At 74.0% G+C, this 24,755-nt stretch carries 21 protein-coding genes; 8 read left to right on the top strand and 13 right to left on the bottom strand.

Annotated elements, in window-relative coordinates; translation table 11 throughout:
* Positions 1-56: 56 nt before the first annotated feature.
* The 6 genes from O4U47_RS01430 to O4U47_RS01405 all read right to left on the bottom strand — a co-directional run bounded on the left by O4U47_RS01430 (position 57) and on the right by O4U47_RS01405 (position 6,920).
* Positions 57-734 (bottom strand): aggregation-promoting factor C-terminal-like domain-containing protein, encoded by a 678-nt coding sequence (locus O4U47_RS01430; protein ID WP_270675348.1) that lies wholly within the window; start codon positions 732-734, stop codon positions 57-59.
* Between the two features lie 367 nt (positions 735-1,101).
* The gene (locus O4U47_RS01425; RefSeq protein ID WP_270675346.1) at positions 1,102-1,722 is read right to left on the bottom strand and encodes a transglycosylase family protein; all 621 of its coding nucleotides are present in this window, start codon (positions 1,720-1,722) and stop codon (positions 1,102-1,104) included.
* Positions 1,723-2,075: 353 nt separating this feature from the next.
* Entirely contained in the window at positions 2,076-3,656 is a 1,581-nt protein-coding gene (locus tag O4U47_RS01420) for an alkaline phosphatase D family protein (protein ID WP_270675344.1), read from the bottom strand.
* 181 nt (positions 3,657-3,837) lie between these two features.
* Positions 3,838-5,151: a PhoH family protein gene (locus tag O4U47_RS01415; RefSeq protein WP_408638911.1), complete on the bottom strand. Its 1,314-nt coding sequence runs from the start codon at positions 5,149-5,151 to the stop codon at positions 3,838-3,840.
* A gap of 288 nt (positions 5,152-5,439) precedes the next feature.
* Entirely contained in the window at positions 5,440-6,201 is a 762-nt protein-coding gene (locus tag O4U47_RS01410; protein WP_270675343.1) for an isoprenyl transferase, read from the bottom strand.
* Between the two features lie 125 nt (positions 6,202-6,326).
* Positions 6,327-6,920: an RNA polymerase sigma factor gene (locus O4U47_RS01405; RefSeq protein WP_270675337.1), complete on the bottom strand. Its 594-nt coding sequence runs from the start codon at positions 6,918-6,920 to the stop codon at positions 6,327-6,329.
* Positions 6,921-7,108: 188 nt separating this feature from the next.
* On the opposite strand from O4U47_RS01405, the gene O4U47_RS01400 reads away from it, so the two are divergent.
* Entirely contained in the window at positions 7,109-8,488 is a 1,380-nt protein-coding gene (locus O4U47_RS01400; protein WP_270675335.1) for a serine/threonine-protein kinase, read from the top strand.
* 20 nt (positions 8,489-8,508) lie between these two features.
* Here O4U47_RS01400 and O4U47_RS01395 read toward each other — a convergent pair whose 3' ends face one another.
* Together O4U47_RS01395 and O4U47_RS01390 are read right to left on the bottom strand one after the other, a co-directional pair.
* A complete protein-coding gene (locus O4U47_RS01395; RefSeq protein ID WP_270675333.1) occupies positions 8,509-9,162 on the bottom strand; it encodes a hypothetical protein in 654 nt (217 codons plus the stop codon).
* Positions 9,163-9,281: 119 nt separating this feature from the next.
* Positions 9,282-11,288, bottom strand: coding sequence for a thioredoxin domain-containing protein (locus O4U47_RS01390; protein ID WP_270675331.1), 2,007 nt, complete (start codon positions 11,286-11,288; stop codon positions 9,282-9,284).
* 163 nt (positions 11,289-11,451) lie between these two features.
* Here O4U47_RS01390 and O4U47_RS01385 point away from each other — a divergent pair, with 163 nt between their 5' ends.
* A complete protein-coding gene (locus tag O4U47_RS01385; protein ID WP_270675330.1) occupies positions 11,452-12,057 on the top strand; it encodes a Uma2 family endonuclease in 606 nt (201 codons plus the stop codon).
* 51 nt (positions 12,058-12,108) lie between these two features.
* Here O4U47_RS01385 and O4U47_RS01380 read toward each other — a convergent pair whose 3' ends face one another.
* The gene (locus tag O4U47_RS01380) at positions 12,109-12,546 is read right to left on the bottom strand and encodes a MarR family winged helix-turn-helix transcriptional regulator (RefSeq protein ID WP_270675329.1); all 438 of its coding nucleotides are present in this window, start codon (positions 12,544-12,546) and stop codon (positions 12,109-12,111) included.
* 124 nt (positions 12,547-12,670) lie between these two features.
* On the opposite strand from O4U47_RS01380, the gene O4U47_RS01375 reads away from it, so the two are divergent.
* Both O4U47_RS01375 and O4U47_RS01370 read left to right on the top strand, forming a co-directional pair.
* Positions 12,671-13,180 carry an allene oxide cyclase barrel-like domain-containing protein gene (locus O4U47_RS01375; RefSeq protein ID WP_270675327.1) on the top strand — a complete coding sequence of 170 codons (510 nt, stop codon included), beginning with the start codon at positions 12,671-12,673 and terminating at the stop codon, positions 13,178-13,180.
* 35 nt (positions 13,181-13,215) lie between these two features.
* Positions 13,216-13,866, top strand: coding sequence for an NAD(P)-dependent oxidoreductase (locus O4U47_RS01370; protein ID WP_270675325.1), 651 nt, complete (start codon positions 13,216-13,218; stop codon positions 13,864-13,866).
* Between the two features lie 264 nt (positions 13,867-14,130).
* Here O4U47_RS01370 and O4U47_RS01365 read toward each other — a convergent pair whose 3' ends face one another.
* Together O4U47_RS01365 and mca are read right to left on the bottom strand one after the other, a co-directional pair.
* Complete coding sequence (locus O4U47_RS01365) at positions 14,131-14,343, bottom strand: hypothetical protein (protein WP_270675323.1); 213 nt, start codon at positions 14,341-14,343, stop codon at positions 14,131-14,133.
* Positions 14,344-14,348: 5 nt separating this feature from the next.
* Positions 14,349-15,212, bottom strand: a complete 864-nt coding sequence (gene mca, locus O4U47_RS01360; protein ID WP_270675691.1) for a mycothiol conjugate amidase Mca — start codon at positions 15,210-15,212, stop codon at positions 14,349-14,351.
* Positions 15,213-15,412: 200 nt separating this feature from the next.
* On the opposite strand from mca, the gene O4U47_RS01355 reads away from it, so the two are divergent.
* Entirely contained in the window at positions 15,413-15,883 is a 471-nt protein-coding gene (locus tag O4U47_RS01355; RefSeq protein WP_270675321.1) for a DUF4307 domain-containing protein, read from the top strand.
* 240 nt (positions 15,884-16,123) lie between these two features.
* Positions 16,124-16,624 carry a transcription elongation factor GreA gene (greA, locus tag O4U47_RS01350; RefSeq protein WP_017626777.1) on the top strand — a complete coding sequence of 167 codons (501 nt, stop codon included), beginning with the start codon at positions 16,124-16,126 and terminating at the stop codon, positions 16,622-16,624.
* 132 nt (positions 16,625-16,756) lie between these two features.
* Here the strand turns inward: greA and O4U47_RS01345 are convergent, their stop codons facing one another.
* Both O4U47_RS01345 and O4U47_RS01340 read right to left on the bottom strand, forming a co-directional pair.
* Positions 16,757-18,037, bottom strand: coding sequence for a hypothetical protein (locus O4U47_RS01345; protein ID WP_270675318.1), 1,281 nt, complete (start codon positions 18,035-18,037; stop codon positions 16,757-16,759).
* A gap of 552 nt (positions 18,038-18,589) precedes the next feature.
* A complete protein-coding gene (locus O4U47_RS01340) occupies positions 18,590-19,753 on the bottom strand; it encodes an FIST signal transduction protein (protein WP_270675316.1) in 1,164 nt (387 codons plus the stop codon).
* A gap of 170 nt (positions 19,754-19,923) precedes the next feature.
* Here O4U47_RS01340 and O4U47_RS01335 point away from each other — a divergent pair, with 170 nt between their 5' ends.
* Both O4U47_RS01335 and O4U47_RS01330 read left to right on the top strand, forming a co-directional pair.
* Complete coding sequence (locus O4U47_RS01335) at positions 19,924-21,402, top strand: sigma 54-interacting transcriptional regulator (protein WP_270675315.1); 1,479 nt, start codon at positions 19,924-19,926, stop codon at positions 21,400-21,402.
* An 80-nt stretch (positions 21,403-21,482) separates the two neighbouring features.
* Positions 21,483-23,585: a vWA domain-containing protein gene (locus O4U47_RS01330; RefSeq protein WP_270675313.1), complete on the top strand. Its 2,103-nt coding sequence runs from the start codon at positions 21,483-21,485 to the stop codon at positions 23,583-23,585.
* The last annotated feature ends 1,170 nt before the right edge of the window (positions 23,586-24,755 follow it).

The following is a 24,755-nucleotide window of genomic DNA, read 5'->3' as shown; positions in this document are numbered from 1 at the left end:
CGGAAGGGCCCCTCCGAACACCGTTCGGAGGGGCCCTTCCGTCTGTCCACGTCCCTCTAGTACCAGCCGTTGGCCTGCGAGTGCGACCAGGCCTCACACGGCGAGCCGTAGCGGTCCTCGATGTAGCCCAGCCCCCACTCGATCTGCGTGGCCGGGTTGGTCTGCCAGTCCGACCCCGCCGTGGCCATCTTCGAGCCGGGGAGGGCCTGCGGGATCCCGTACGCACCCGAGCTCGGGTTCTGCGCCGACGGGTTCCAGTTGCTCTCCTTCTCCCACAGCGGCTCGAGGCAGCCGCTGAACTGGTCCGAGCTCCATCCGAAGTCGCCCAGCATGGCCTTGGCGATGCCCTTGGGGTCGCCGCTGGGAGGCGCGGAGCCGCCCGAGTCGGAGCCGCCGCCGTCTCCGCTGTCGGACTCCTCCTTCTCCTCCTCCTTCTTCTCCGGCGCGGCGGTGCCGGAGGCGCCCGCGGCGGAACCCGCGTCCTCCACCCGCTCCTTGGCCTCCTCGCGCGCGGACGCGCGCTGGTCGTCGGAGACCTCTTCGACGTCGGAGAAGAACTCCTGCTCGCTCTGGGACTCCGCCTTCGGCGCGTCCTCGGGGAGAGCCGCGCTCGCCGCCTGCTCGGGGGAGGCACCGCTGTCGGCGAATGCGGAGACACCGAAGGCGGCTCCCGCCACCACGGTGGCGCATCCGACCGCGGCGGCCGCGCGCAGCGAGATCCGGTTCGTCAGCAAAAATCGCCCTTTCGCCAGTCGCGCGCCGGCGAGCGCGCGCGATCGACCGATGCCCCGGGCACAGGTTGGAATCGGAAAGGGCGGCTGAGAGGGGAACTTCGCCGGCCGCCCTCGCCTCTGGGGTCCGCGCGGCGGTACATCGGGGGCACCGGGTCTCGGGTGCGTGCCGCGCAGGGCTCCGGGGGCTCCTTATGGGGCGGGGGTCCGGGGACCACCCGCATCGTCACGGAACAATAACAGCAAATCCCGACATGTCCACCCCGGGGAACGGGGCGAGAACCGCGGGACAGGGGGATGCGGGGGTTCAGGGGGTGCATGCGGTGTGGGCCCCGCAGGGAGCCCACACAACGAACTCCGGAGGCGGACCCTAGTCGAACAGGTGGCGCCCGCACTCGGGCCACTGGCTCTGCCAGTTGCCCCCCACGGCGTCGTACAGCATCTTGGCGCGCGTCGTCTGCTCGCTCGACGGCGCCTCGGCCGGGCTGCCGCTGCCGCCCACCGACTGCCAGGTCGACATGGAGAACTGGTACAGCCCGTAGTAGCCGCCGGCCTCGTTCACCGCCGTGGGGTCGCCCCCCGACTCGCACTGGGCCAGCGCGGGCCAGTTGAGCGAGTCGGCGTCGGCGCTGGTGTCGCCGACCGGGCCGCCCCCGGAGTCGGAGGAGCCGTCCTCGGCGGAGTCCTCCTCGGGCTCCTCCTCCTTCTTCTCCGGCGCTGCGACGCCGGAGGCACCTGCGGCGGAGTCCGCCTCGTCGATGCGGTTCCTGGCCTCCTCGCGCGCGGACGCGCGCTGCTCGTCGGAGACGCCCTCCACACCGGCGAAGAAGTCCTCGCCGCCGGCCTGCGGCGGCGGCTGCACGGCGGCGCCGGTCACCTCTCCGGTGTCGGCCCCGGCGAAGTACACGGTCCCGGCGAACAGGGCGCCCGCGGTCAGGCCCGCGGCGCCGATGCCCGCGGCCAGGCGGGGGGAGATGCGGTTGAAAAGCACGAGTGGGCCTTCCGTCAGAAGTGCGCGCGACCCGATGTCGGGGGCTGGGGGCGGGGCGACGGACGCCTCCGCCGCCGGGTGCGCGCCCGGGGGCTCCTGGTTACGATCCGTCCCTAACCCTGCCGTATGCCGCGATGGCCGGACACCGGTTCCGGCGTGACCTCGGTCACACTACATCGCGTCACGGCGTTCACCGCCGCCACCTGGGTCCCGATTCGCTGCGTGATCCGTTCGGGGGCTCCGGCGGCGCGGCCGATGCGGTCGGCCGCCGCCGGCGCCCCCGATCTTAGGACATGCGGGCGCCGCCCGCGGGGATGTCCGAAACCGGGTCCGGCGCCGTGTCGGGCGCCGGGTCAGGCCTTCCCGGGGTCGAGCTCGGTGGACCAGAGCGCGTCCCCGTCGGCGTCGCGCAGGTGCACCGTCATCCGCTTGCTCTCCGGGTCCACCTCCACCTCGCCGAAGTGCTGGAAGCCGTCCAGCGGCGAGGTGTTGGGCTCCGGCGGCGCCTGCACGAACACCTCCTCCGGCCCGAAGGTGGGGTCCAGCTCGTTCGGGCCGAACGCCCCGGCGTGCAGCGGCCCGGAGACGAACTCCCAGAACGGCGTGAACTCCGAGGAGCTCGCCCGCTCCGGCGAATAGCGGTGGGCGGCCGTGTAGTGAACGTCCGCGGTCACCCACACGGTCCCGGTGACCCCGGCGCGGTGCAGCCCGTGCAGCACCCGGTCGATCTCCGGCTCGCGCCCGGCCGGCGCCCCGGGGCGGCCGTTGGCGACGGCCTCGATGGCGTCGCCGTCGGGCACGACCAGCCCCAGCGGCATGTCGGAGGCGATCACCTTCCAGGTCGCCTTCGAGCGCGTCACCTCGCGCAGCAGCCAGTCGGCCTGCCGCCGCCCGAGGATCGCCTCGTCCTGGGCGGTCCCGTCGGAGTTGGGGGCCCGGTAGGGGCGCATGTCGATGACGAACACGTCCACGTCCGGGCCCAGCGACAGGCGCCGGTAGATACGCCCGTCCACCGCCTCCCGCCGCATGATGGGCTGCCACTCGTGGAAGGCGCGGTGGGCGCGGGCCGCCAGCCGGTCCACCGACGTCTCGGTGTACCGGTCGTCCTCCAGGACCTCCCCCGGGTACCAGTTGTTGGTGACCTCGTGGTCGTCCCACTGCACGATCTGCGGCACCCGCGCGGCGAACGCCCGCAGGTTGTCGTCGAGCAGGTTGTAGGCGTACTGGCCGCGGAACTCCGCCAGGGTCTCGGCGACCTTGGACTTGGCCTCGCTGGTCACGTTGCGCCAGATCCGCCCGTCGGGGAGCGCGACCCGCTCCTCGAGGGGCCCATCGGCGTAGCAGGTGTCCCCGCTGTGGATGAAGGCGTCGGGGTCGCGGTCGGCCATCGCCGCGAAGATCGGCATCCCGCCGATGTCCGGGTTGATCCCGTACCCCTGCCCGGCGACGTCCCCCGACCACAGGAACCGCACCGGGCGGCCGCCACCGGGGGTGCGGAACGACCCCGTCACCGGCTCGCTGCAGTATCTGCCGGACTCGGCGCGCACTCTCACGTGCACCTCGGTGCCCGGCTCCAGGCCGTCGACGCGCACCCGCCCCGTCCCGTCCGAGGCGGGGGTGAGCACCGGCCCGCGCACCTCCTCGGCGTCGGAGAAGTCCGGCCGGGTGGCCACCTCGACCACCATCCGGGCGGGCCGGTCGGTCCGGGCCCACACCACCGCGCCGTCGGGGCGCGGGTCGCCGAGCTGGATGCCGTGCGTCAGCTTCGGGCGGTTCCTCCCCTGGGCGAGGGCGGGGGCGCCGCCGACCAGCGAGGCGCCCAGCGCGGTGCCGCCCAGCAGGGCGCCGCGGCCGAGCACCGACCGGCGGGAGGGCGCGTCCTTCCCTGAGGGCTGTGCGGGCTCGGGTGCGGGGGATGCGGGGGACGGTGCCATGGGCGCGGCTCCTCGGGCTCGGTGGCAGGCGCGGACGGGGGGCGCTGCGGCCCCCCGTCCGCGTTCTACCTGCCCGTCTGGTCCCGGGCCGGAACGGGTGGGGAAGGTGGGGTGAACGCGAACGTGCCCGCCGGAGCGGGGCTCCGGCGGGCACGCGTCAGCGCGTCAGCACCTCAGTGCGTCAGCGCTCGAGCATCTCGGTGACCAGGGCGGCGATCGGGGACCGCTCGGACCGGTTCAGCGTGATGTGCGAGAACAGGGGGTGCCCCTTGAGCTTCTCGATCACCGCGACGACGCCGTCGTAGCGGCCCACCCTCAGGTTGTCGCGCTGGGCGATGTCGTGCGTGAGGACCACGCGCGAGTTCTCCCCCAGCCGGGACAGCACGGTGAGCAGCACCCCGCGTTCCAGGGACTGGGCCTCGTCGACGATCACGAACGCGTCGTGCAGCGAGCGCCCGCGGATGTGGGTGAGCGGCAGGACCTCCAGCATGCCCCGGTCGACGACCTCGTCGATGACGTCCTGGCTGGTGACGGCGGACAGGGTGTCGTGCACCGCCTGCCCCCAGGGGGTCATCTTCTCGTTCTCGGTGCCCGGCAGGTAGCCCAGCTCCTGGCCGCCGACCGCGTACACCGGGCGGAAGACCATCACCTTGCGGTACAGGCCGCGCTCCAGGACCGCCTCCAGGCCCGCGCACAGGGCCAGGGCCGACTTGCCGGTGCCGGCGCGCCCGCCGAGCGAGACGATGCCCACCGAGGGGTCACTGAGCAGGTCCAGCGCGATGCGCTGCTCGGCGCTGCGGCCGTGCAGGCCGAACACGTCCCGGTCGCCCTTCACCACCTTGACCGACTTGTCCGGCAGCACCCGGCCCAGCGCCTTGCCGCGCTCGGAGACCAGCACCAGGCCCGTGTGGCAGGGGAGGTCGCGGGCGGCCTCGACCTCGGCGGTGCCGTCCTCGAAGAGGGCGGCGACCTCGTGTCCGGGGACCTCCAGCTCGGCCATGCCCGTCCAGCCGTGCTCGATGGCGAGCTCGGCCCGGTACTCGTCGGCGCTCAGGCCGATCGACGACGCCTTGATCCGCATCGGCAGGTCCTTGCTGACCAGTACGGTGGCCCCGGTTCCGGCCACGCCCGACTCCTCGTCGAGGTTGCGGGCCACCGTCAGGATGCGGGTGTCGTTGTCGCCGAGCCGGAAACCGGCCGGGAGCACGGTCGGGTCGCTGTGGTTGAGCTCCACGCGGAGGGTGCCGCCCGACTCGTTCACCGGGACGTCGGCGTCCAGGCGCCCGTACTCGACGCGCAGGTCGTCGAGGCGGCGCAGGGCCTCCCGGGCGAAGTAGCCGAGTTCGGGGTGGTGACGCTTGCTCTCCAGCTCGGAGATCACCACGACGGGAAGCACCACTTCGTGCTCGGCGAACCGGGTCATCGCCGCGGGGTCGGCCAGCAGGACGCTGGTGTCGAGCACGTAGGTGCGCCGGGTGGTCGAGGAACTAGCCACTCGTTCTCCCCTTGGGCGCCGCTGGGGCGCCCGTCTCTCACGGGATTCCTGGGACCGGGACCGACCCCCGCGACGGGCCGGGACCGGCCCGCGTCGTGGTGAGCTCCTCGTGGGAACAGGACCTCGGACAGCAGGGGCCTCCCGCAGCGGACGGATGCGCACCGTCCGCTGGTTCCGACGGTACCCGGCAGGCTCCAAAGAGCAAGACCCCCAGGTGACACGGCATGTGAACACCGGGTGAAGCGGCTTTGGTCCTCTCGTCGCGGGGGCAGGGGGGCGGGGGCCGGCTCAGCCGCCGAACCGTCGGTTCCGCGCGCCGAAGGAGCGGAGCGCGCGCAGGAAGTCCACTCTGCGGAAGGCAGGCCAGAAGACCTCGCAGAAGTAGAACTCCGAGTGCGCGCTCTGCCAGAGCAGGAAGCCGGAGAGGCGCTGCTCCCCCGAGGTCCGGATGAGCAGGTCCGGATCGGGCTGGCCGCGGGTGTAGAGGTGCTCGGCGATGTGGTCCAGATCGAGGCGCTCGGCGAGCTCCTCGATCGTGGTGCCCTTGGCGGCCTCCTCGTGCAGGAGGGACCGCACCGCATCGGCGATCTCACGCCTACCCCCATACCCGACCGCCACATTCACAATCAGGCCGGGATTGCCGGATGTGGCCGCACCGGCCTCTTTGATCACACGGGCGGTCGAATCGGGCAGCAGGTCCAGGGCGCCGAGCGGGTTGACCCGCCACCCCTCGCGCCGCAGCCGCTCGACGGTGCCCTCGATGATGCGCAGCAGCGGCTCCAGCTCATCGCTGGCCCGGCCGAGGTTGTCGGTGGAGAGCATCCACAGGGTGACCACCTGGACGCCCCGCTCGCTGCACCAGCCCAGCAGGTCGAAGATCTTCTCGGCCCCGGCCTCGTGGCCGCGCGCGACGTCGCCGAGCCTTCCGGCCTTGGCCCATCTGCGGTTGCCGTCCAGGATGACGCCGACGTGGCGGGGGGTCTCGGCGTCGCCGAGCTTGCGCTCCAGGCGCCGCTCGTAGAGCCAGTACAGGGGGTCTCGGAGCCCCATGGGACGCAACCTTTCGCCGCTGGAAGCAAGGCAGGGGAAGACGCCCTCGCGGCACCGGCGGCGCAAAGGGCGCGGCCCGGTGCGCGAGGGGTGGATTACCTTCCAGGGTAGGGCGCTTTACCCGCTCACGTCACGGCGAGCGCCCTGCGCACGTGCTTGCGCCCTTCGTGGATGCGCGACTTGACGGTGCCCAGGGCGATGTCGAGCTCCCCGGCGATCTCGTTGTAGTCCATCTGGCACAGGTCCCGCAGGACCAGGGGGGCGACCAGGTTGGGGCGCTCCTTCTCCAGCCGGTCCAGGGCCTCCAGCAGGTCGATGCGCGAGCCGGCGATGACGCTGGTGGTGCGGGGGTCGCGCTGGTGGGGGATGCGGTCGGCCTCGGTGGGAAGCTCGCCGGCGCGGCGCTTCATCGACCGGTAGGTCTGCCGGGCGGAGTTGGAGACGACGGTGTACAGCCAGGTCGTGAAGAGCGAGTCGCCCTTGAACCCGGCGATGTTGCGCGCGACCCGGAGCAGCGCGTCCTGGCAGGCCTCCTCGGCGTCCTGGCGGTAGGGCAGGAACCGCGCGCAGCGGCGCAGCACCTCCGGCTGGATGCGGCGCAGCAGCTCCTCCAGCGCGGACTCGTCCCCGTCGCGGGCGCGTCGGGCCAGCTCCTCGACGGCCTCGTCGACCTTCGCGGCGCTCCGCTTGGGGGCGGTGCCCTTGTCGGTGTTACCCACGGCTCTCAGCTCCTTGCTCCGAGGGCGGCGCTCCGGGCGGTGCGCCGTCCCCTGCTACTCCCTTACACGCGCACCCCCCGGTATGAGGTTCACATTCCACTCTGACGCGTAGGTGCCCGGACCGGCTCCCGCCGAAGCGGGCCACGCGCGCCAGGTTTGCCGGGGTGCGGTCTGGTAAAGCAGTAGCTGTGGCGCAACCGGACACCTTCGGCCGATATCGGGTCGTTCGCAGGCTGGGTTCCGGCTCGTTCGCGACCGTGTGGCTGGCCCACGACGACCTCCTCGACACCCCCGTCGCGGTGAAGGTCCTCGCCGAGAACTGGGCCCACCAGCTGGACGTGCACCAGCGCTTCGTCGAGGAGGCGCGGATCCTGCGCCAGGCCGATTCGGCCTGGCTGGTGCGGGTGCACGACCTCGACGTGCTCGCCGACGAGCGGCCCTTCATGGTCATGACCTACGCCGACCAGGGCAGCGTGGCCGACCTGGTCGCCCGCGGACCGCTCCCGCTGGACGAGGCCCTGCGGCTGCTGACCGAGATCGGCCAGGGGGTGACCGCGCTGCACCGGCACGGCACCATCCACCGCGACATCAAGCCGTCCAACGTGCTGCTGCAGTCCTCCCCCGTGGGGCAGCGGGTGCTCGTGGCCGACCTGGGGTTCGCCAAGAGCATCGACGGGGCCTCCGGGTTCACCGCGGCGGCGGGCACCCCCGGCTACATGTCGCCGGAGCAGTCGCAGCCGGGCGGCGACATCGACGTGCGCGCCGACGTGTACTCGCTGGGCGCGGTCGCCTACGAGCTGGTCACGGGGAGGCGGCCGCCGCCTCCGCCGGTGCGGGTCCCGCCGCGGCGGGTGCGCCCGGGCACCCCGCGCGCGCTGGACGAGCTGATCATGGCGGCCCTGTCGGAGGACCGGTCGGCCCGCCCGGCCGACGCGCAGACCTTCACCGACCGGGTGCGCGCCATCCGGATGGAGCAGGACCTGCCCGAGGGGGTGCCCTGGCGTCTGCGGCACGCCGCGGCGGTGCGCCGCACCGCGGGCGCGGCCGCGGTCGTAGCGGCGCTGGCCGCGTGCAGCCCGGCGGCGGCCGCCGCACCGGGGTTCACCTTCGGCCGGGTGAGCGACACGACCGGGTCGGTGAGCGTGGCCCTCCCCGTGGAGTGGGCCGACGAGCTGCAGCCCAACGGGTGGTCGCCGCGGCAGCTGGGGCTGGTCGGCGGGCACGAGCCGGGGCTGCTGGCGGCCACCGACACCGACGCCTGGCGCGACGGCGGCAGCACGGCGGGGGTGTTCGCGGGGCTGGTGAGCCGGTCGGCGCCCGGCCCGGAGCTGGAGGAGATCATCGACGCGGGCCCGTGCCCGGGGGAGCCCCGGCGGCGGGAGTACTCGGACGAGCACTGGGGCGGCGAGGTGTGGGAGTGGGACCGGTGCCCGGGGCGGTCGTCGTTCGCGGCCGCGGCGGTGCGCCCGCACGCCGGCGGCCCGGTGCTCTACCTGGAGGTGCGCCAGCCGTCCCCGCGCCCCGACATCGTCGACCAGGTGATCGCCGGGACGCGCGCGTCGGCGTGAGCGCGTCGCGTCGGTCCCCCTCAGGGGGTGTACCGGGACAGGTCCATGGAGTGGGCGATGCGGTCGTAGTCGGCGGCCGGGTCGACGATCGCGACGTCCAGGGCCACGTCCGCGTCGGGCACCAGCCACAGCCGGCTCTCGAACGGCTTTCCGCCCTCGCACTTGAGCCGCCAGGCGGTCTGCTCGACGGTCTCCCCGCTGACGAGGTCGAAGTCCTCCCGGTTCTCCCGCTTCACCAGGCCGGGCACGGCCGATCCCACCTGGCCCACCGAGCCGGGGCACACCACGTTGGGGCGCTTCCACCCGGTGTCGGAGTCGAGGTCGCCGCGGCCGATGCCGCCGCGCTCGCTGACGTTGAAGCGCAGTCGCATGGCCGCGGGCGGGCAGGGCACCGGCTCGTCCTGCCGCCCCTGCACCCTTCCGGCCTTCTTGACGGCGGCGGGCGGCGCCAGGCAGCCGTCCGAGCCGAGCGCCCGCCACCCTTCGGGCAGCACCAGGTTGATGTCGTTGACGGCGTGCAGCCCATCGCCCTTGTGCAGGACGAACCCGTCCTCGGAGGAGGCGGCCGGGCGGGCCGGGCCCGGTCGGAGATGCACCTGCCCGGTGCATCCGGCCAGCAGCGCCACCAGCACCAGGGCAAGGGGCACGGCCAAGGGCACCGCCCGTCTGCCCATGGCGCTCCCCTCCGCGCTCCCCGTAGTGGGCCGCCGCTCGGCCCTCCTATGACTGTGGATGCCCGATGTCACGGTGGGGCCGTCCGGCCGCCGCGCGCCGCGGCCGGATCCGGCCAACGTCAGGGCGTCAGCCGCTCCTGAAGGGAGACAGCGTCGCGCACCGGTAGATCACAGGTGAAGCCCCGGCACACATAAGCCGCGGCACCGCCGCCGATGAGCGGACGCCCGGCCAGCAGCGGCACCGGCGCGTCCTCGGGGTCGTCGGGGGCGCCGCCGTCCCCGGGCGCCACGGCGGTGCCGAACGGCGCGGTCATGAGGGCGGTGCGGTGCAGCTCACGGGTGATCTCGGCGCCTTCGCCCCCGGGGCCGACGACGGCCACTTCCAGGGGGCCGCTGAGCAGGGTCTCGGTGACGGCGAGCCCCCACCCGGCGAACCGCGGCGCCTTGGCGGCCAGCGGCACGACCGGTCCCAGCGCGCTCTCGGCGGCGCGCCGGTGCCGCTGGGAGCCGGTGAGGCCGGAATAGGTCAGCAGCGCACCGGCGGCGGCGAAGCGGCCGGAAGGGACGGCGTTGTCGGTGGGGTCCTGGGGGCGGTTGATGAGCGCCTCGGCGTCGTCGGCGGTGTCGTAGAAGGCGCCGGAGGCGTCGGTGAACCGGTCCAGGACGGTGTCGAGCAGCCGCCCGGCCGCTGCGGTCCACTCCTGCTCGCCGGTGACCGAGAACAGCGCGAGGAACCCCTCTGCGGCGTCGGCGTAGTCCTCCAGGACGCCCGCGCTCGCGCCGACCGCGCCGTCGCGGGAGGTGCGGGCGATGCGGCCGCCGTCCATGTGCAGGTCGGCCAGGAGGCGGGCCGCGGTACGCGCGCGCTCCACGAGGTCGGGGCGGTCCAGCAGGGCACCGGCCTCGGCCAGGGCCGCCACGGCCAGCCCGTTCCAGGCGGCGACCACCTTGTCGTCACGGGCCGGGGGGACCCGCCGCGCGCGCTCGGCCAGCAGGGCCCGGCGCACCCGCTCGAAGCGCTCGGGGTCGTCGGGGTCCTCGGGCAGGCGCAGCACGGAGGTGCCGTGCTCGAAGGTGCCCTCGTCGGTGACGCCGAAGACCCCGGCGGCCCACGCACCGTCCTCGGGACCGAGCACGCGCTCCAGCTCGGCGGGCGACCACACGTAGTAGCGGCCCTCCTCGCCCTCGCTGTCGGCGTCCAGGGCGGAGGCGAAGCCGCCTTCGGAGGTGAGCAGGTCGGTGACCATCCAGTCCGCGATGCCCAGGGCGGTGCGGCGGGCGAGCACGTCGCCGGTCTCGCGCCACAGCCGCAGGTAGGCGCGGAGCAGCAGCGCGTTGTCATAGAGCATCTTCTCGAAGTGCGGCACGGTCCAATCGGCGTCGACCGAGTAGCGGGCGAAGCCGCCGCCGATCTGGTCGTGGATGCCGCCGCGGGCCATGGCCTCGGCGGTGGTGCGGGCCATGAGCAGCGCGCGCTCGTCGCCGGTGCGGCGGTGGTGCGCGAGCAGGAACGTGAAGAGCATGGACGGCGGGAACTTGGGGGCGCCGCCGAACCCGCCGCGCCGGGCGTCGAAGTCGCGGGCCAGGCCCTCCACCGCGGCGGCGGCCTCCTCGGCGCCGGGCAGCTGCCCTTCGCCGAGGGTGCGGGGGGCGGCGAGCGCGTCGACCACCCGGCGGCCCTGGTCGAGCACGCCGTCGCGTTCCTCGCGCCAGACGCGGGCGACGGCCTCCAGGAGCCGGTTGAAGTGGTCGCGCGGGAAGTAGGTGCCGCAGTAGAAGGGGGCGCCGTCGGGGGTGAGGAAGGCCGTCATGGGCCAGCCGCCCTGGCCGGTCATGGCCTGGACGGCCTCCATGTAGACGGCGTCGACGTCGGGGCGCTCCTCGCGGTCGACCTTGACGTTGACGAAGCCGTCGTTCATCCGCTCGGCGGTGGCCGGGTCCTCGAAGGACTCGTGCGCCATGACGTGGCACCAGTGGCAGGCGGCGTAGCCCACGGAGAGCAGCACCGGCACGTCCCGGCGGCGGGCCTCGGCGAAGGCCTCCTCGCCCCAGGGGCGCCAGTCCACGGGGTTGTCAGCGTGCTGAAGCAGGTAGGGGCTGGTCGCATCGGCCAAGCGGTTGGACATGTCCCCACTCTGCCCCACGGCGGGTGCGGCATGCACCGGCGAGCGGCCCGCGGGGCTCCGAGCGCTGCGTACATGGATCACGCCCCGTTGCGGGCGGGTGCTCGACTGCGGGCGCGGCATGTACCGGCAGGAACGCGGGAGCGGCAGTACTCTGGACCGAGCAGTGCTGGACCTGACGGTCACCGCCGGTCGAGGGAGGTACGCCATGGGCGCGGAGATGGCCCCTGCGTGGATGCACTCGCAGATCAGCGCGGAGGAGTACGACTCCTGGTCCGAAGAGCAGTGCGCGGGCATCGAGATCGTGGACGGGATGGTCGTCGTGAGTCCGAGCGCGTCCAAGCGGCACAACCGGCTGGCCCGAATCCTGGCCAATGCACTTGACGACGCGGCGGGCCCGGATTGGAACGCCGACACGGACTTCGACGTCCGCCTCCAGGACGCCCCGCTGACCAACCGCCGCCCCGATGTCGCCGTCTACCGGGCGGACACCCTCGACGTCACGCCCACCCGACCCGAGCACCTGCTCCTGGTCGTCGAGGTCGTCTCCCCCGGCTCAGAGACCACGGACCGGGTCGTGAAGGTGAGCCAGTACGCCGAGTACGGCATCCCCTTCTACTGGCGGATCGAGCAGGCGGCCACCGGCATCCCCATTATCTACACCTACGTCCTCGACCCGGCGATGAAGGCGTACCGGGACGGCGAGATGTACACCGGCGCGATCAAGGCGTCCGTCCCCTTCCCGGTCGCCGTCGACCTGTCGGCGGTCTGAGGACTACGGCCCGGGAGCGGCCCCGCGGCTCATGAGAGCCGGCGGCGGGACTCACGCGTTCGCATCCCGGAGTGTGCGCAGGATGCGCTCCAGGTGGCGACGGTCCTCGACCGAGAGCGGCGCGGTGACGTGACGGTGGAGCTGGGAGACGTGGGCGGCCAGGGCCCGGTCGAGCGCCTCAGCGCCCTTGTCGGTCAGTGCGGCGAGTGAGGCCCGCCGGTCCTCGGGGTCGGGGTCGCGTCGGATCAACCCCTCCTTCGCCATACGGTCGGCGAGCCGGGTGAACCCCCCCGAGCTGAAGGACACGGCCTCCGCCAGATCCGTCATGCGCAGCCGGTGCCCGGGCGTGCGGCCCAGCCGCAACAGCACCTCGAACCAGGTGTCCGGGACCCCGAGGTCCCGGTGCACGAGGGGCCTGAGACGCGTGAACGCCTCCACGAACAGTCCGTAGAGCGTCACGTCGTCGTCATGCAGCAGTTGCGCGTCCATCCCACCAGGATGCCAGATAGCCAACAACCGAAGAAGCTGCTCTTGCAATATCTGCCGCTGCAGCTATATTATCTGCAGCGGCAGATACTTGATGCGGTACCCCCAACGGATACGGAGTCCGATCATGCGCAAGCACGTCCTTCCTGCGATCGGTGTCGCCGCCGCCACGGCCGGAGCCCTGGCCCTCGGCCTGTCCCTGGCGCCCACCGCGGCGAACGCCGCCCCTCCCAAGCACGGATACCACCACCGCACGATCACCATCGAGGCGGTCGAGACGGGCACCGCGGTCAACTTGGTCGACGTCGCCCCGGACGACTCCGCCCTCGGCGACCAGCTGATCGGGACCGCCGACCTCACCGACTCCGACGGCAACGAGCTGGGCACCAGCAGCTTCGTGGGCATCTCCACCGACGCCGAGCCGCGCACCTCCGAAATGCTGACCTTCGTCTATGAGCTGCCCGACGGCAAGATCACCACGGCTGGTACCGCGCAGCTCTCCGACTCCGGTCCCGTGTTCGACGAGAAGTTCGCCATCACGGGCGGCACCGGCGAGTACAAGAACGCCTCCGGAGAGGTGCGCGTCCTGCAGGAGTCGATGGAGGAGGCGAAGGTCACCTTCGAGATCCGGCGCTGACCCCACCTACGCGACCAGCACGAACGGAGTCACCCGTGAAGATCCTCCTCATCGGCGCCACCGGCATGATCGGCTCCCGTGTGGCAGCGGAAGCGCTGCACCGCGGCCACCAGGTCACCGCCGCGACCCGCTCGGGCCGTACGGACGCCCTGCCCCCGAATCCCGCACTGACGGGCGTCGCCCTCGATGTCACCGTGCCCGCCCAGGTGGCCGAGGCGGCCGCGGGTCACGACGCCGTGGTGTCGGCCGTCTCCCCGCCCCGCGACGGCTCCGACCCGACCGCCCCGCTGCTGGCGATGTACCGCGCGCTGGCCGAAGGGCTGCGCACCGCGGGTGTGCCGCGACTCGTCGTCGTCGGCGGCGCCGGCAGCCTCAGGACCGCATCGGGCGCGGACCGTGTCGACACCGACGACTTCCCCGCGGTCTACAAGGCCGAGTCCCTCGCCCAGCGCGAGGTCCTGGGGCTGCTGCGCGCCGAGGTGACCGACCTGGACTGGACGTACATCTCACCGGCGGACGAGATCGCCCCCGGCGACCGTACCGCCCGGTTCCAGCTCGGCGGCGACGAACTCCTCTTCGACGCGAACGGCCGCAGCTTCATCAGCGCCGAGGACTACGCCGTCGCACTGGCCGACGAACTGGAGAAGAGCCAGGCCGTCCGCCGCCGTATCACCGTCGCCTACTGACCTGTATCCCGGCCTGCCACCGTTCCGCCGCAGACGGGGAGAGGAGCGGTCGGCTCGGGCGGACGCGGTCCCGTCCAAACCGCCGCTCCACTTCCGAACCCCGTCAGAGGACGGTCTCCCGCTCGCCATCGGCTCTGCGGAGCGCCCCTGGAGCGACAGTCCACGGTCGCACGGCACACGTGGCAGGCGGTGCGGCCCACCGACAGCGGCACCGGCACGTCCCGCCGGCGGGCCGCGGCGCTCGGGCGCCGCGGCCTGCGCGGGTCATTCCTTGGAGGCCTGCCCCGGCTCGTCGGCGGCCGCCTCGGCGGCCTGGTCGAATCCGCCCTCGCGGACGTGGGCGAGCTTGCCCGTCATGCTGCGCATGAGGAAGTACAGGACGCCGCCGATCGCGGCCACCACCAGGAAGCCCAGCACGCCCGGGGTGACGGTGAACTTGTCCACCTCGGGCTGGGCGAGCATGAGTACGGTCTCCATACCGCTCATGTTCCCACCGTCTCGCGGACGCCCGCGAACAGGTCCGTCTCCGGCATCTCGGTGTCGACCAGGGAGCGGGCCAGGTGGTAGTCCTCCCAGGGCCAGGACGCGCGCTGGATGTCCATGGGCACCGCGAACCAGAACCCGTCCGGGTCGATCTGGGTGGCGTGCGCGATGAGGGCGCGGTCACGCGTGTCGAAGTACTCGTCACACGTGACCTTGGTGGTGATCTCCCACGTCTTGCGATCGCGCTCCATGTCCTCGAAGCGCTTCATCAGGTCCTTGTAGGGGTTGTCCAGGCCGCGCTCGTCCAGGGCGGCGGAGATCGCCTCGAAGCGCTCCCGCGGGAAGGACACGTGGTAGTAGAGCTTGAGCGGCTGCCACGGGTCGCCGGTGCCCGGGTAGCGCTCCGGGTCGCCCGCTGCCTCGAAGGCCTCCACCGAGACCCGGTTGGTCATGATGTGGTCGGGGTGGGGGTAGCCGCCCTCGTCGTCGTAGGTGAGGATGACGTGCGGGCGGAAGGAGCGCACCGACCGCACCAGCGGCTCGGAGGCCGTCTCCAGCGGCTGCACCGCGAAGCAGCCCTCGGGCAGCGGCGGCAGCGGGTCGCCCTCGGGCAGGCCCGAGTCGACGAAGCCGGAGAACTCCTGGTGCACACCGAGGATCTGCCGGGCCTCGGCCATCTCCTTGCGCCGGACCTCACCGATGTTGTCGCGGACCTCGGGCCGGTCCATGGCCGGGTTCAGGATGGAACCGCGCTCGCCGCCGGTGAGTGTGACGACCAGCACTTCGGCACCCTCGGCAACATAGCGCGCCATCGTGGCGGCGCCCTTGCTGGATTCGTCGTCGGGGTGGGCATGCACGGCCATCAGCCGCAAACGCTCGGACAACGGAGTTACCCCTCGGGTAGTCGCGGAAGCTTCCTCGAAAAGACCCGGCCGGCGGCTTGGTCCGGCCGGGTGCCCGCCGCGCTGCCCGTGCGGGGACATGCGGGGGCGGGGGTGGAACGGGGGCCCCACTGGGCGGGGCTATCTTAGACAACGCAGACCTTACGTTCGGAGATTCCCGCATGCCCGAGAGCCCCTCTGACCTCACGCCCGACGGCGCCGAGCGGCACGGCGCCGCCGGAGGCGACGGCGGCGACAACGGCGGCAGCGGCCCGCGCGCCGCCGGGAGCGCGGTCGGGAAGCGGCACGGCGCCCGCCCCGTCTTCTTCGTCCTCGGCCTCATCGCCGCGGCCGTCTTCACCGTCGGCTGGGGGTTCGCCCTGATGAGCTACGGGGACCACACCGGTGTGGCCAACCAGACCATCGCCTGGAGCATCGAGTCCGACGACGCGGCCAGCATCACCTTCCAGACCAACAGCGGCGGCCCCGCGGTGTGCGTCGTGCGCGCCACCGACTCCCAGCACGTCGAGGTGGGCCAGCGCAGGGTCGAGGTCGGGGCGGGCACCCAGGACGTGACGACGGAGATCGAGACGGTCCGTCGTGCCGCGATGGTAGAAGTGGCGTCCTGCAGGGACCAAGGAACGGCAAAGTGAACGCCAAGACCGCCCTGACCTGACCGCCCCCGTGTGCCCCGGCCCCGGCGCCGGACACCGCCGACCACCGCGCGGACCATTCCTCCGCATTCCCGACCGCGCCTGCCGGCAAAGCGCCGTAAGGTGCGCAAACGGCGGGAATCAACGCTTCTTCCGTGATGATCACGCGGTGATAACCTCGTAAGTTCAGCTGCGGCCGATGGTGGACCGCAGTAGTTCAGACGCACCAAGGGAGTTCCCGTGACCGAGACCCGCGATGACAACGTCACCTGGCTGACCCAGGAGGCGTATGACCGGCTCAAGGCGGAGCTGGAGCACCTTTCGGGGCCTGGTCGCATCGAGATCGCCGACAAGATCGAAGCCGCCCGCGAGGAGGGCGACCTGAAGGAGAACGGCGGCTACCACGCCGCCAAGGAGGAGCAGGGCAAGATCGAGGCCCGCATCTCCCAGCTCCAGGACATCCTCCGCAACGCGCGCGTCGGCAGCGCCCCGCACAAGGAGGGCGAGGTCGGTCCCGGTATGACCGTCACCATCAAGTTCGAGGGCGACGACGAAGAGGTCACCTTCCTCCTCGCCTCCCGGGAGGAGAGCGGCGCGCCGATCGACGTCTACTCCCCCAAGTCGCCGCTGGGCTCCGCGATCAACGGTAAGCGGATCGGGGAGACGGTGAGTTACACGCTCCCGAACGGCAAGAGCCTGTCGGTGGACATCATCGACGCCGTCCCCTACGGCGGGGCCTAGCCTCCCGCAGTACATTGCGGAAGGGGTGGCCGAGAGCCACCCCTTCCGCTTTGCGGGGGCGGGTTCCCGGGAATGGGTCCCCCGAGGCGGGTTCCCGGGAAGGGGCCGCCCGCCGGTCCGCCCGCTCGCCTGCTAGGGCAGGGCGCACTCCGGCGCGGCGCCCCCGCCCTCGGCGAAGGCCGCCGGGAGGAAGTCGCCCTCGCCGATGCGCAGCCACTCGGCCGCCGCGCCCGCCGGCCCCTCGACCCGGTCCCCGGCGCTGCGGCACTCGACCGCCACCCGCGCCCCGTCGGCCGCCATCCCGGTCGCCGGGTGGTCCAGCCCCGGCCCCGAGCGGACCACCACCGGGTCCCCGGCGTCGGCCACCGCCACCCGGGCGCGCGGGCTCGGGCCGCCCGTCCACAGGTAGTCCACCCGCACCCAGGCGTTGGTGGGCAGCTTCAGCGCGTCCCGGAAGGTGCCGTCGGCCAGGTCGATCCCGGCCGGGTTGAGCACGGTGCGGCCGAAGCCGTCCCGCCCGCCGTTGTAGCCGTCGGTGTAGGCGGCCTGGGCCTGCGGGGTGCCGTGCGGCAGGTCCCGCCACATCTGGCGGTCGGTGTTCCAGTGGTCGTCCTTGATGTTCCATGGGCCCACGTCCCACACCGGCGCGTAGGCGCAGCGGCGCCCGTCCCCGCCGCCCCCGGCGCACACGCGCACCGTGTAGTCCCCGGAGCCGCGCGGCGCCAGCGCCCGGCGGGAGGGCAGCGCGACGAAGTGGTCGTCGGCGCGGACCGTGTGCCCGTTGGCGGTGGTCCCGCCGACCAGGCCGATCCGGGTGGCGAACAGCCGCGCGGAGAACGGCCGGCCCGGCAGCCCGTCACCGGCCCCGGCGTCGGCGGCGCCGACCGGGCGCAGCCGCACCTCCTCCAGCACCGACCCGCCGTCGGCGGCCTCCCCGCTCAGGCCGACCCGCACCTGGACGCGGTCGGCGGGGTAGGGCAGGCGCACGCGCACGCCCTGCTCCTCGGCGACCGCCCCGGGCGAGGACCCGGCCACCGGCACCCACTCCCCCCACACCCCTTCGGCGCGCTCGCCGCGCACCTCCACGGCGAAGCCCTCGGCGGGGCCGGACACGCCGATGGCCACGTCGAGCTCGTCGACGGCGCGGTCGAGGTCGCGGGCGGGGAAGGTGGCCAGCGCGACCGGGCCGTCGCCGGGCTCGCGCTCCAGCGAGGCGCCGAGCGGCGCATCCGGTGCGGTGCCGGTGTCCAGGCGCAGGTCGGCGCTGCCGGGGTCCTCCTCGATCCAGCCCTGGGCCGACGGGCGGGCGGGCGCCTGAGGCGCGGCGGCGAGTGGTGCGGCGGGCAGCAGGACCGCCCCGAGGAGCCCGGTGGCGGCGGCGAGGGCCCCGGTGCGGAGCCGGATACGCGGCATGTCTCCCCCATCTCGGTCGGTCCCCGGCACAGCGGGGACGCCACAAGTAAGCAACCGATGACAGGGAATGACGAACGCGGCACGCCGCGCAGAGGGGGTCGCGCCGGGTAAAAGGAGGACAAGCGGCCCGATTTCAGCGCACACCCGGGAGCACACCCGGGCGCGCGGAGGTGCGCCGACGGCGCGGGGGACGCGCGCCGGGGCCGAGGGCGGCCGTAATGGCCGCCCTTAAATGGCGCATGATCGCCACCCGAATCGGCGGCCGCCGCTCCTGGGGCCGCTCTCCGTTCAGGGGCGGTGGCGGCGTAGGGGTCCAGGGCGGCACGGGCGGCCTCGCCCCTCTGCTGTCGGGGGGCGGGCCCGCAGCGGTCCGCCCGCCCGTCCGCGCGCCCTGCAACCCCGGCCCGCCCCGGGCCGGTCCTAGGGTGTGTTCATTGGAGGCTTCTCGATCAGCGAGCGGCCGTCGCCCCTACTGCGCCGGCTTCGCCATGGTGGCGCAGCCGGCGCAGTAGAGGCGTGGTCGCGAGCCGAAAATGATCCAAGAAACACGCGCTAGTCCCCGAAGGCCAGCAGGCAGGCCGTATAGCTGTGCACGTGGTTGCGGCCCGCCACCGGGCCGACCTCCCCCGCGGCGAAGAAGCCGGTCACCGCGTCCACGCCCAGCGCCCGGCGGACCGCCCGCACATCGTGGTCGGCGGTGCCGAACATGGACGCCCCGCGCCCGTTGCAGGAGAACAGCAGCACCCCCGCCGCACGCCCTCCGGTGTCCTCGCCGAAGGAGCCCAGCCGCTCCAGCAGGTCGGTGTCGGCGGTGTCCCGGTCGCGCACCTGGAACCGCACGGTCTGCCCCACGTCCACGGTGTCGCCGATGGTCAGGCTGTTCTCGTCCGGGTCGGCGCCGACCACCGAGCGGATCAGGAAGTCGCCCTGCTCGTGCCGGTCGGCGTACTCGTCCATGGCGATGCCGATGTGCAGCCCGCCCCCGGCCGCCAGCTCCTGCTCCTCCGGCGGCAGCGCGTTGATGAGCTGCTCCAGCCGGTCATAGGCGGGCACCCCGGCCAGGCCGCTGACGACGTTGCCCTCGGCGCCGGTGACCGCCATCGCCGGGCCCACCGGGCGGCACCCCTGGCTCACCATGGTGCCCACGATGCCGTCGCCGCCGAGCAGCAGGCCGATGGCGCCGGCGTCGACCACCTCGCCCTCGAAGAACAGCCGCACCGAGCCGTTCCCGCCCATGCCGTCGGCCAGCCCTCCGACCAGCGGCAGGCCGCCCAGCGCGTCGGTGGAGCGCTCCACGAACGACTGGGCCGGGAAGCGGTAGGGGTCGGCGAGCAGCAGGGCCGCCCGGTCGGACTCGTCGGGCTCGCGCATGCCGATCACCGCCAGGTGGTCGCCCTCGGGCACCACGTCCAGCTGGAACGGGGTCATCTCCACGTCGGGCAGCCGCGCCGCCCACACGCTCACCGCGCCCTGCTCCTCCACGCCGCGGCCGCCGCCGATCACGCCGGCGGAGGTACAGCCGATGCTCACCGACCCGGGGGCCATGCCCATCACCCGCTCACCGGCGAGGACGACCTCTTCGGTGTCGGTGCCGCAGACCGAGAAGAAGATGAGGTCCGGGGGGCCGTCGAGGGACCGCACCGCCTCCTGAACCGCCCTCTCGGCCGCGCTCACCAGATCGGCGCCCGACGCAAGCGCATCACCGAACCTGGCCACTGGTCGCACCCCACATCGCTCGTCGGTCCGTTCCGGGCCGGGGCGCCGGCCCGGGGGACCATCCTTGCAGCCCCTCGACGTGAAACCTTCCCCCGAGGCTGCTTATTTCACCGGAGACGGCCCGGCTGGGGCGATCCCGCACACGCCGCCCCGCCACTAGACTCGCCTGCGTGTCCGCCCTCACACCCCCTGACGCGCTCCCCGCCACCCTCGGCGCCCTGCGGGACTCCGGCCGCGCGCCGGTGCCCGTCAAGGAGGAGGTCCGCCGCGCGCTGCTGAAGCGCATGCGCGCCGGGCGGCCGCGCCTGCCCGGGCTGGTCGGGTTCGACGCCACCGTGCTGCCGCAGGTGGAGCGGGCGCTGCTGGCCCGCCACGACATCGTGCTGCTGGGGGAACGCGGGCAGGGCAAGACGCGGCTCCAGCGCGTGGTCGCCGGGCTGCTGGACGAGTGGTCCCCGGCGGTGGAGGGGTGCCCGGTCAACGACGACCCCTTCGCGCCGGTGTGCCCGCGCTGCACGGAGGCGGCGGGGCGGCTCGGCGAGGACCTGCCGGTGGTCTGGCGGCACCGCGGCGACCGGTACACCGGGAAGCTCGCCACCCCTGACACGTCCGTGGCCGACCTGGTCGGCGACGTCGACCCGGTGCGGCTGGCCCAGGGGGCCGCGCTGGACGACCCGGCGTCGCTGCACTACGGGCTGGTGCCGCGGGCCAACCGGGGGGTGCTGGGCCTGGACGAGCTGCCCGACCTGGCGGCCCGGGTGCAGGTGGCGCTGTTCGGGGTGCTGGAGGAGCGGGAGGTGCAGGTCCGCGGGTACGCGCTGCGGCTCCCGCTGGACCTGCTGGTGGTGGCCACGGCCAACCCGGAGGACTACACGGACCGGGGGAGGATCGTCACCCCGCTCAAGGACCGGTTCGGCGCCGAGGTGCGCACGCACTACCCGCTGACGGCCGAGGACGAGGAGGCGCTGGTGCGCCAGGAGGCCGCGCCCGCGGGGCGGGTCCTGGTCCCGGGGCACCTGGTGGCGGTGGTGGCCCGGTTCGCACGGCTGGTGCGGGGGTCGGCGTCGGTGGACGCGCGCTCGGGGGTCTCGGCCCGGTTCGCGCTCGCGGCGGTGGAGGCGGCCGCCGCCTCGGCCGAGCGGCGGGCGGCGCTGACCGGGGAGAAGGCGGCGGTCGCGCGGGTGGCCGACCTGGCGTCGGCGGTCCCGGCGCTGCGCGGGAAGGCCGAGTTCGCGCCGGGTGAGGAGGGGCGCGAGGGAGAGGTGCTGGACCACCTGCTGCGGCGGGCGGCGGCCGAGGTGTTCCGCGAGCGGTTCACCGAGGAGGAGCTGGAGCCGCTGAAGGCGCACTTCGCGGGCGGCGGCACCGCCGAGGCGGGGGCGGGGGCGGCCGCGGCCGACCTGCTCGCGTCCGTGGGCCCGTTGGAGGGTCTCGGCGTGCTGGCCGACCGCGCCGCACGGGGCGGGGCCCTGCCGGGCGCGGACGGGGCGCCGGACGGGCCGGACGCCGCCGCCGGGGAGACGGCGGCGGCGCTGGAGCTGGCCATGGAGGGGCTGTACCTGACCCGGAGGCTGTCCAAGGCGGACCTCGGGGATGAGGAGGACGGTGGCCCGGGGCCGGCGGGCGACCGCTCGGTGTACCGGACGTGAGGGCGACGGGATGACCGGCGGGATCGCTGGGACTGCTGGAATGACCTGCGGGGAGATCGAATGACCGGCAGGGGGTCGGAATGACCGGCGGGGCGACCGGCGGGGACCGGGTCCGCTACCTCCGCTACCGGCCCGGACCCGACCCGCTCGCGCCACCGTTCGACACCGCGGGGGCGCTGCGCGGCCTCGGTCGCGGTGTCTTCGCCGGAAAGCGACCCCACCAGGCCTTGCGCGACCTGCTGCGGCAGGGCGTACAAGGGACGGCGGGTACGGACGAGCTCCTCCGGCAGGTGCAGGAACGGCGTGAACAGGTGGCGCGGCGCGGAGGCCTCGACGGGGTCCTGCGCCGAGCGCGCGCCGAGCTGGACCGAGCGGTCGGGATGGAGCTCCGCGCGCTGGCCGCCGACCCGTCCGACGACGCCCGCATCCGGGAGAGCGAACTCGCCTCGCTCCCCCACGACACGGCCGCCGCCCTGCGCCACCTGCTCACCGAGCCCTACCCCTGGCGCTCGGACGAGGCCCGGGAGGCGGTCGCGCGCCTATTGGAAGACGTGCGGAACGACTTCGTCGACGCCCGGCTCGGCTGGCCCGGAGCACGAAGGGCGCGAGGGGTACAGGGTTCGCGGGGGGCACTGGCGTCGGACCCTGCGCGCGTCGCGGCCATGGCGACGGCGCTCGCCGCGCTGTTGGAGGCCGACGCCCACGGCGAGCCCGTCGACCTCGACCGGTTCATGGCCGGGCACGGCGCCTTCTTCCCCGAGTTCGCCGAGCACCCCCGCGACCTGGACGACCTGGCCGAGGCTCTGGCCCGGCGGTCCGCCGCCGCGCGGGCGCACGCGTCGTCGCTGAGCCCGGACCGCCGCGCCGAACTGGAAGGGCTGATCGGCGAGGCCACCCGTGAGGCGGGGCTGGCCGAGGCGCTCGACCGCCTCGCCGACGCGCTGCTCCGGCGCCGCCCCGACCTGGTCCGGGAGGCCTTCGCGGAGGTGGACGGCGCCCGGGAGCTGGGGTTGGCCGAGGCGGTCGACCTGATCGAGGAGCTGGCCGAGCTGGACGAGCTGGGGCGGGCGCTCGGAGGCGGCCTTGGTGGTGGCGGCTTCGCTGGTCGTGGCGGCTTGGACGGCGTCGATGGTCTCGACGGTGTCGACCCTGCGGTGGCGGGACGACTGCTGGGGCCCGAGGCCGCCGAGGCGGTCGGCCGCCTTGCCGAGGTCGAGCCCCGGCTGCGCGACGCCGGGCTGCTCACCGGTGGCCGCTCCCGGCCGCGGCTGACACCGCAGGCGGTGCGGCAGCTCGGTGAAGCGGCGCTGCGCGACCTGGCCACCGGGGCCGAGGGGAGGCGGGCCTATCGGAGCGGCGGCCATGGCCGCGCGCAGGACCGGGCGTCGGGCAGGGCACAGGCGCAGGCCGGGGACCCGGGGGCCACGGTCCCCTGGGAGCCCGGGTCTCCGGCGCCGCTGGACGCGGTGGCCACGGTTCGGGAGGCGGTCGTGCGCCGGGCGGCCGATCCGGGCTCGCCGCTCCTGTCACCGGAGGACCTGCGGGCCGTCGAGACCGAGGAGCGCACGGCGGCGGCGGTGTGCCTGCTGGTGGACCTGTCGTCGTCGATGGTGCGCGGCGGGCTGTTCGGCCCGGCGCGGGAGGCGGCGCTGGCGTTGTACACGCTTGTCGGCGCCCGGTACCCGCAGGACGCCGTTCGGGTGGTGGGGTTCGACGAGACGGCGCGGCCGCTGTCCGCGGCGGACCTGCTCGAAGCGGCCGGGCCGCGGGTTCAGGGGAGCAACGTGCAGCACGCGCTGCTTCTGGCGCGGGAGCACTTCGGCCGCCATCCGGGGCGGGCACCGGTGGTGGTGCTGGTGACGGACGGGGAGCCGACCGCGCACATCGGACGGGACGGGTCACCGGAGTTCGCCTGGCCGCCCCGACCGGAGACGGCGGGGAAGACGGAGGCCGAACTGGACGCCCTGGCGGCGGCGGGGGCCACGGTGACCTTGATCGTCCCGGGCGTCGGTGAAGCGGCGTCCAGCTCCGCCGGGGAGGCGGCGTCCGGGCTCACCGGGAGGACGGCGTCCGGGCTCACCAGGGCGGTGACGGCCCGGGGCGGACGGGTGGTCCGCACAGCAGGGGCCGGCCTGGGGGCCACCGTCATCGACGCGTACAGGTCACGAAGGCCACGGACCTGATCTGGTCGGTCGCCGTACGAATACCCAGCGGAAGAGGCGAAGGGGCGAAAGGTCGACGACGGAGGTCGGCGGCCCTCACGGCAGCGCGGTCGGCCGCCCGGCGTGTGCGTGGTCGCCGTGGTTAGCGGCGACGGCCAGAGCCAGGCAGTGCCCCGGGCCTGCTTGCCGGGCACCGGGCCCCTCGCGGTGCGGGTGGAGGCGGCTCGGCTGGTCCCCCGCTGGCGGGCCCCGGCCGGGCGACGGGCCACCGGGGTGTGGGGCGGATGGAAGCAACGACGAAGGCCAGCGGCCCTCGCGGTAGCGCGGTCGGCCGCCGGGCGCGTGCGTGGTCACCGTGATGGGCAGCGACGGCGAAGCCGGTCCCCCACTCCAGGCCTCAGCCGTCCGGCGGGTCAGCGGGGTGCAAGGGAAACGGCGGCGACGGCGAGAGCCGAGCGGTTTCCTGGGCCTGCTTGCCGGGCGACAAGCTCCTCGCGGTCCAGCTCCTCGCGGTCCAGCTCCTCGCGGTCCAGGTCAGCGGCTCGGCAGGTACCCCACTCCGGGCCCCGGCCGGGCGCCGGGCCGTGGGGGTGCGGGGTAGGAGGCGGCGACGAGGAAGGTCGGCGGCCCTACCTGCGGATCAGTCGGCCGCCCGGTGCGTGCGTGGTCACCGAGATGGGCGGCGACGGCCAGAGCCGAGTGGTTCCCTGTTCCTGCTTGCCGGACGCCGGGTTCCTCGCGGTTCGGGTCGGCGGCTCGGCCGGTTCCCCGCTCCGGGCCCCAGCCGGGCGGCGGGCCCCCGGGGTGTGAGGCGGCGGCGCGGGTGGGGCGGGTCCAGGCGCGGGTGGGGCGGGTCCGGGCGCGGGTGATCGCGTGGTGGATGCACCACCCTCGCCGCCCCTCGGACCGCCCGGCGGCACCGGCGAGGGGCGGGTCCGTCCAGCCCATCGCGGTGCAGGGGGCGGCGCGGCCGGGAAGGCGAGGCTTCTTCGCGTCCCCGGCGTCTGCCGGGCCTGTGCCCCGCCCCTCCGGGAGAGAGGACTCGCCCAGATACGCCCGACGGCCGGGATCCGGGCCCCGTCTCAACCAACGTGCACCCCTCGACGGAGAACCTCCCGCATGGTGAGACACGGGGGCCATGGTTCCCCCTCTCCGACGCCCGGACCCGCCCCCCCCCCGCCCCCCCCCCCA

The organism is Nocardiopsis suaedae (assembly GCF_027706745.1).
Classification (GTDB): Bacteria; Actinomycetota; Actinomycetes; order Streptosporangiales; family Streptosporangiaceae; genus Nocardiopsis_A; species Nocardiopsis_A suaedae.
Note: the sequence above shows the minus strand (reverse complement) of the source record. Positions and strands in the feature narration are given on the sequence as shown.

Excerpts from the sequence above, each read along its gene's own strand:
- O4U47_RS01410 (WP_270675343.1), bottom strand. The coding sequence starts at position 6,201 with ATGGGGCTCCGAGACCCCCTGTACTGGCTCTACGAGCGGCGCCTGGAG.
- O4U47_RS01395 (WP_270675333.1), bottom strand. The coding sequence starts at position 9,162 with ATGGGCAGACGGGCGGTGCCCTTGGCCGTGCCCCTTGCCCTGGTGCTG.
- O4U47_RS01355 (WP_270675321.1), top strand. The coding sequence starts at position 15,413 with ATGCCCGAGAGCCCCTCTGACCTCACGCCCGACGGCGCCGAGCGGCAC.
- O4U47_RS01365 (WP_270675323.1), bottom strand. The coding sequence starts at position 14,343 with ATGGAGACCGTACTCATGCTCGCCCAGCCCGAGGTGGACAAGTTCACC.
- mca (WP_270675691.1), bottom strand. The coding sequence starts at position 15,212 with ATGGCCGTGCATGCCCACCCCGACGACGAATCCAGCAAGGGCGCCGCC.
- O4U47_RS01420 (WP_270675344.1), bottom strand. The coding sequence starts at position 3,656 with ATGGCACCGTCCCCCGCATCCCCCGCACCCGAGCCCGCACAGCCCTCA.
- O4U47_RS01380 (WP_270675329.1), bottom strand. The coding sequence starts at position 12,546 with ATGGACGCGCAACTGCTGCATGACGACGACGTGACGCTCTACGGACTG.
- O4U47_RS01330 (WP_270675313.1), top strand. The coding sequence starts at position 21,483 with ATGACCGGCGGGGCGACCGGCGGGGACCGGGTCCGCTACCTCCGCTAC.
- O4U47_RS01345 (WP_270675318.1), bottom strand. The coding sequence starts at position 18,037 with ATGCCGCGTATCCGGCTCCGCACCGGGGCCCTCGCCGCCGCCACCGGG.
- O4U47_RS01375 (WP_270675327.1), top strand. The coding sequence starts at position 12,671 with ATGCGCAAGCACGTCCTTCCTGCGATCGGTGTCGCCGCCGCCACGGCC.
- O4U47_RS01390 (WP_270675331.1), bottom strand. The coding sequence starts at position 11,288 with ATGTCCAACCGCTTGGCCGATGCGACCAGCCCCTACCTGCTTCAGCAC.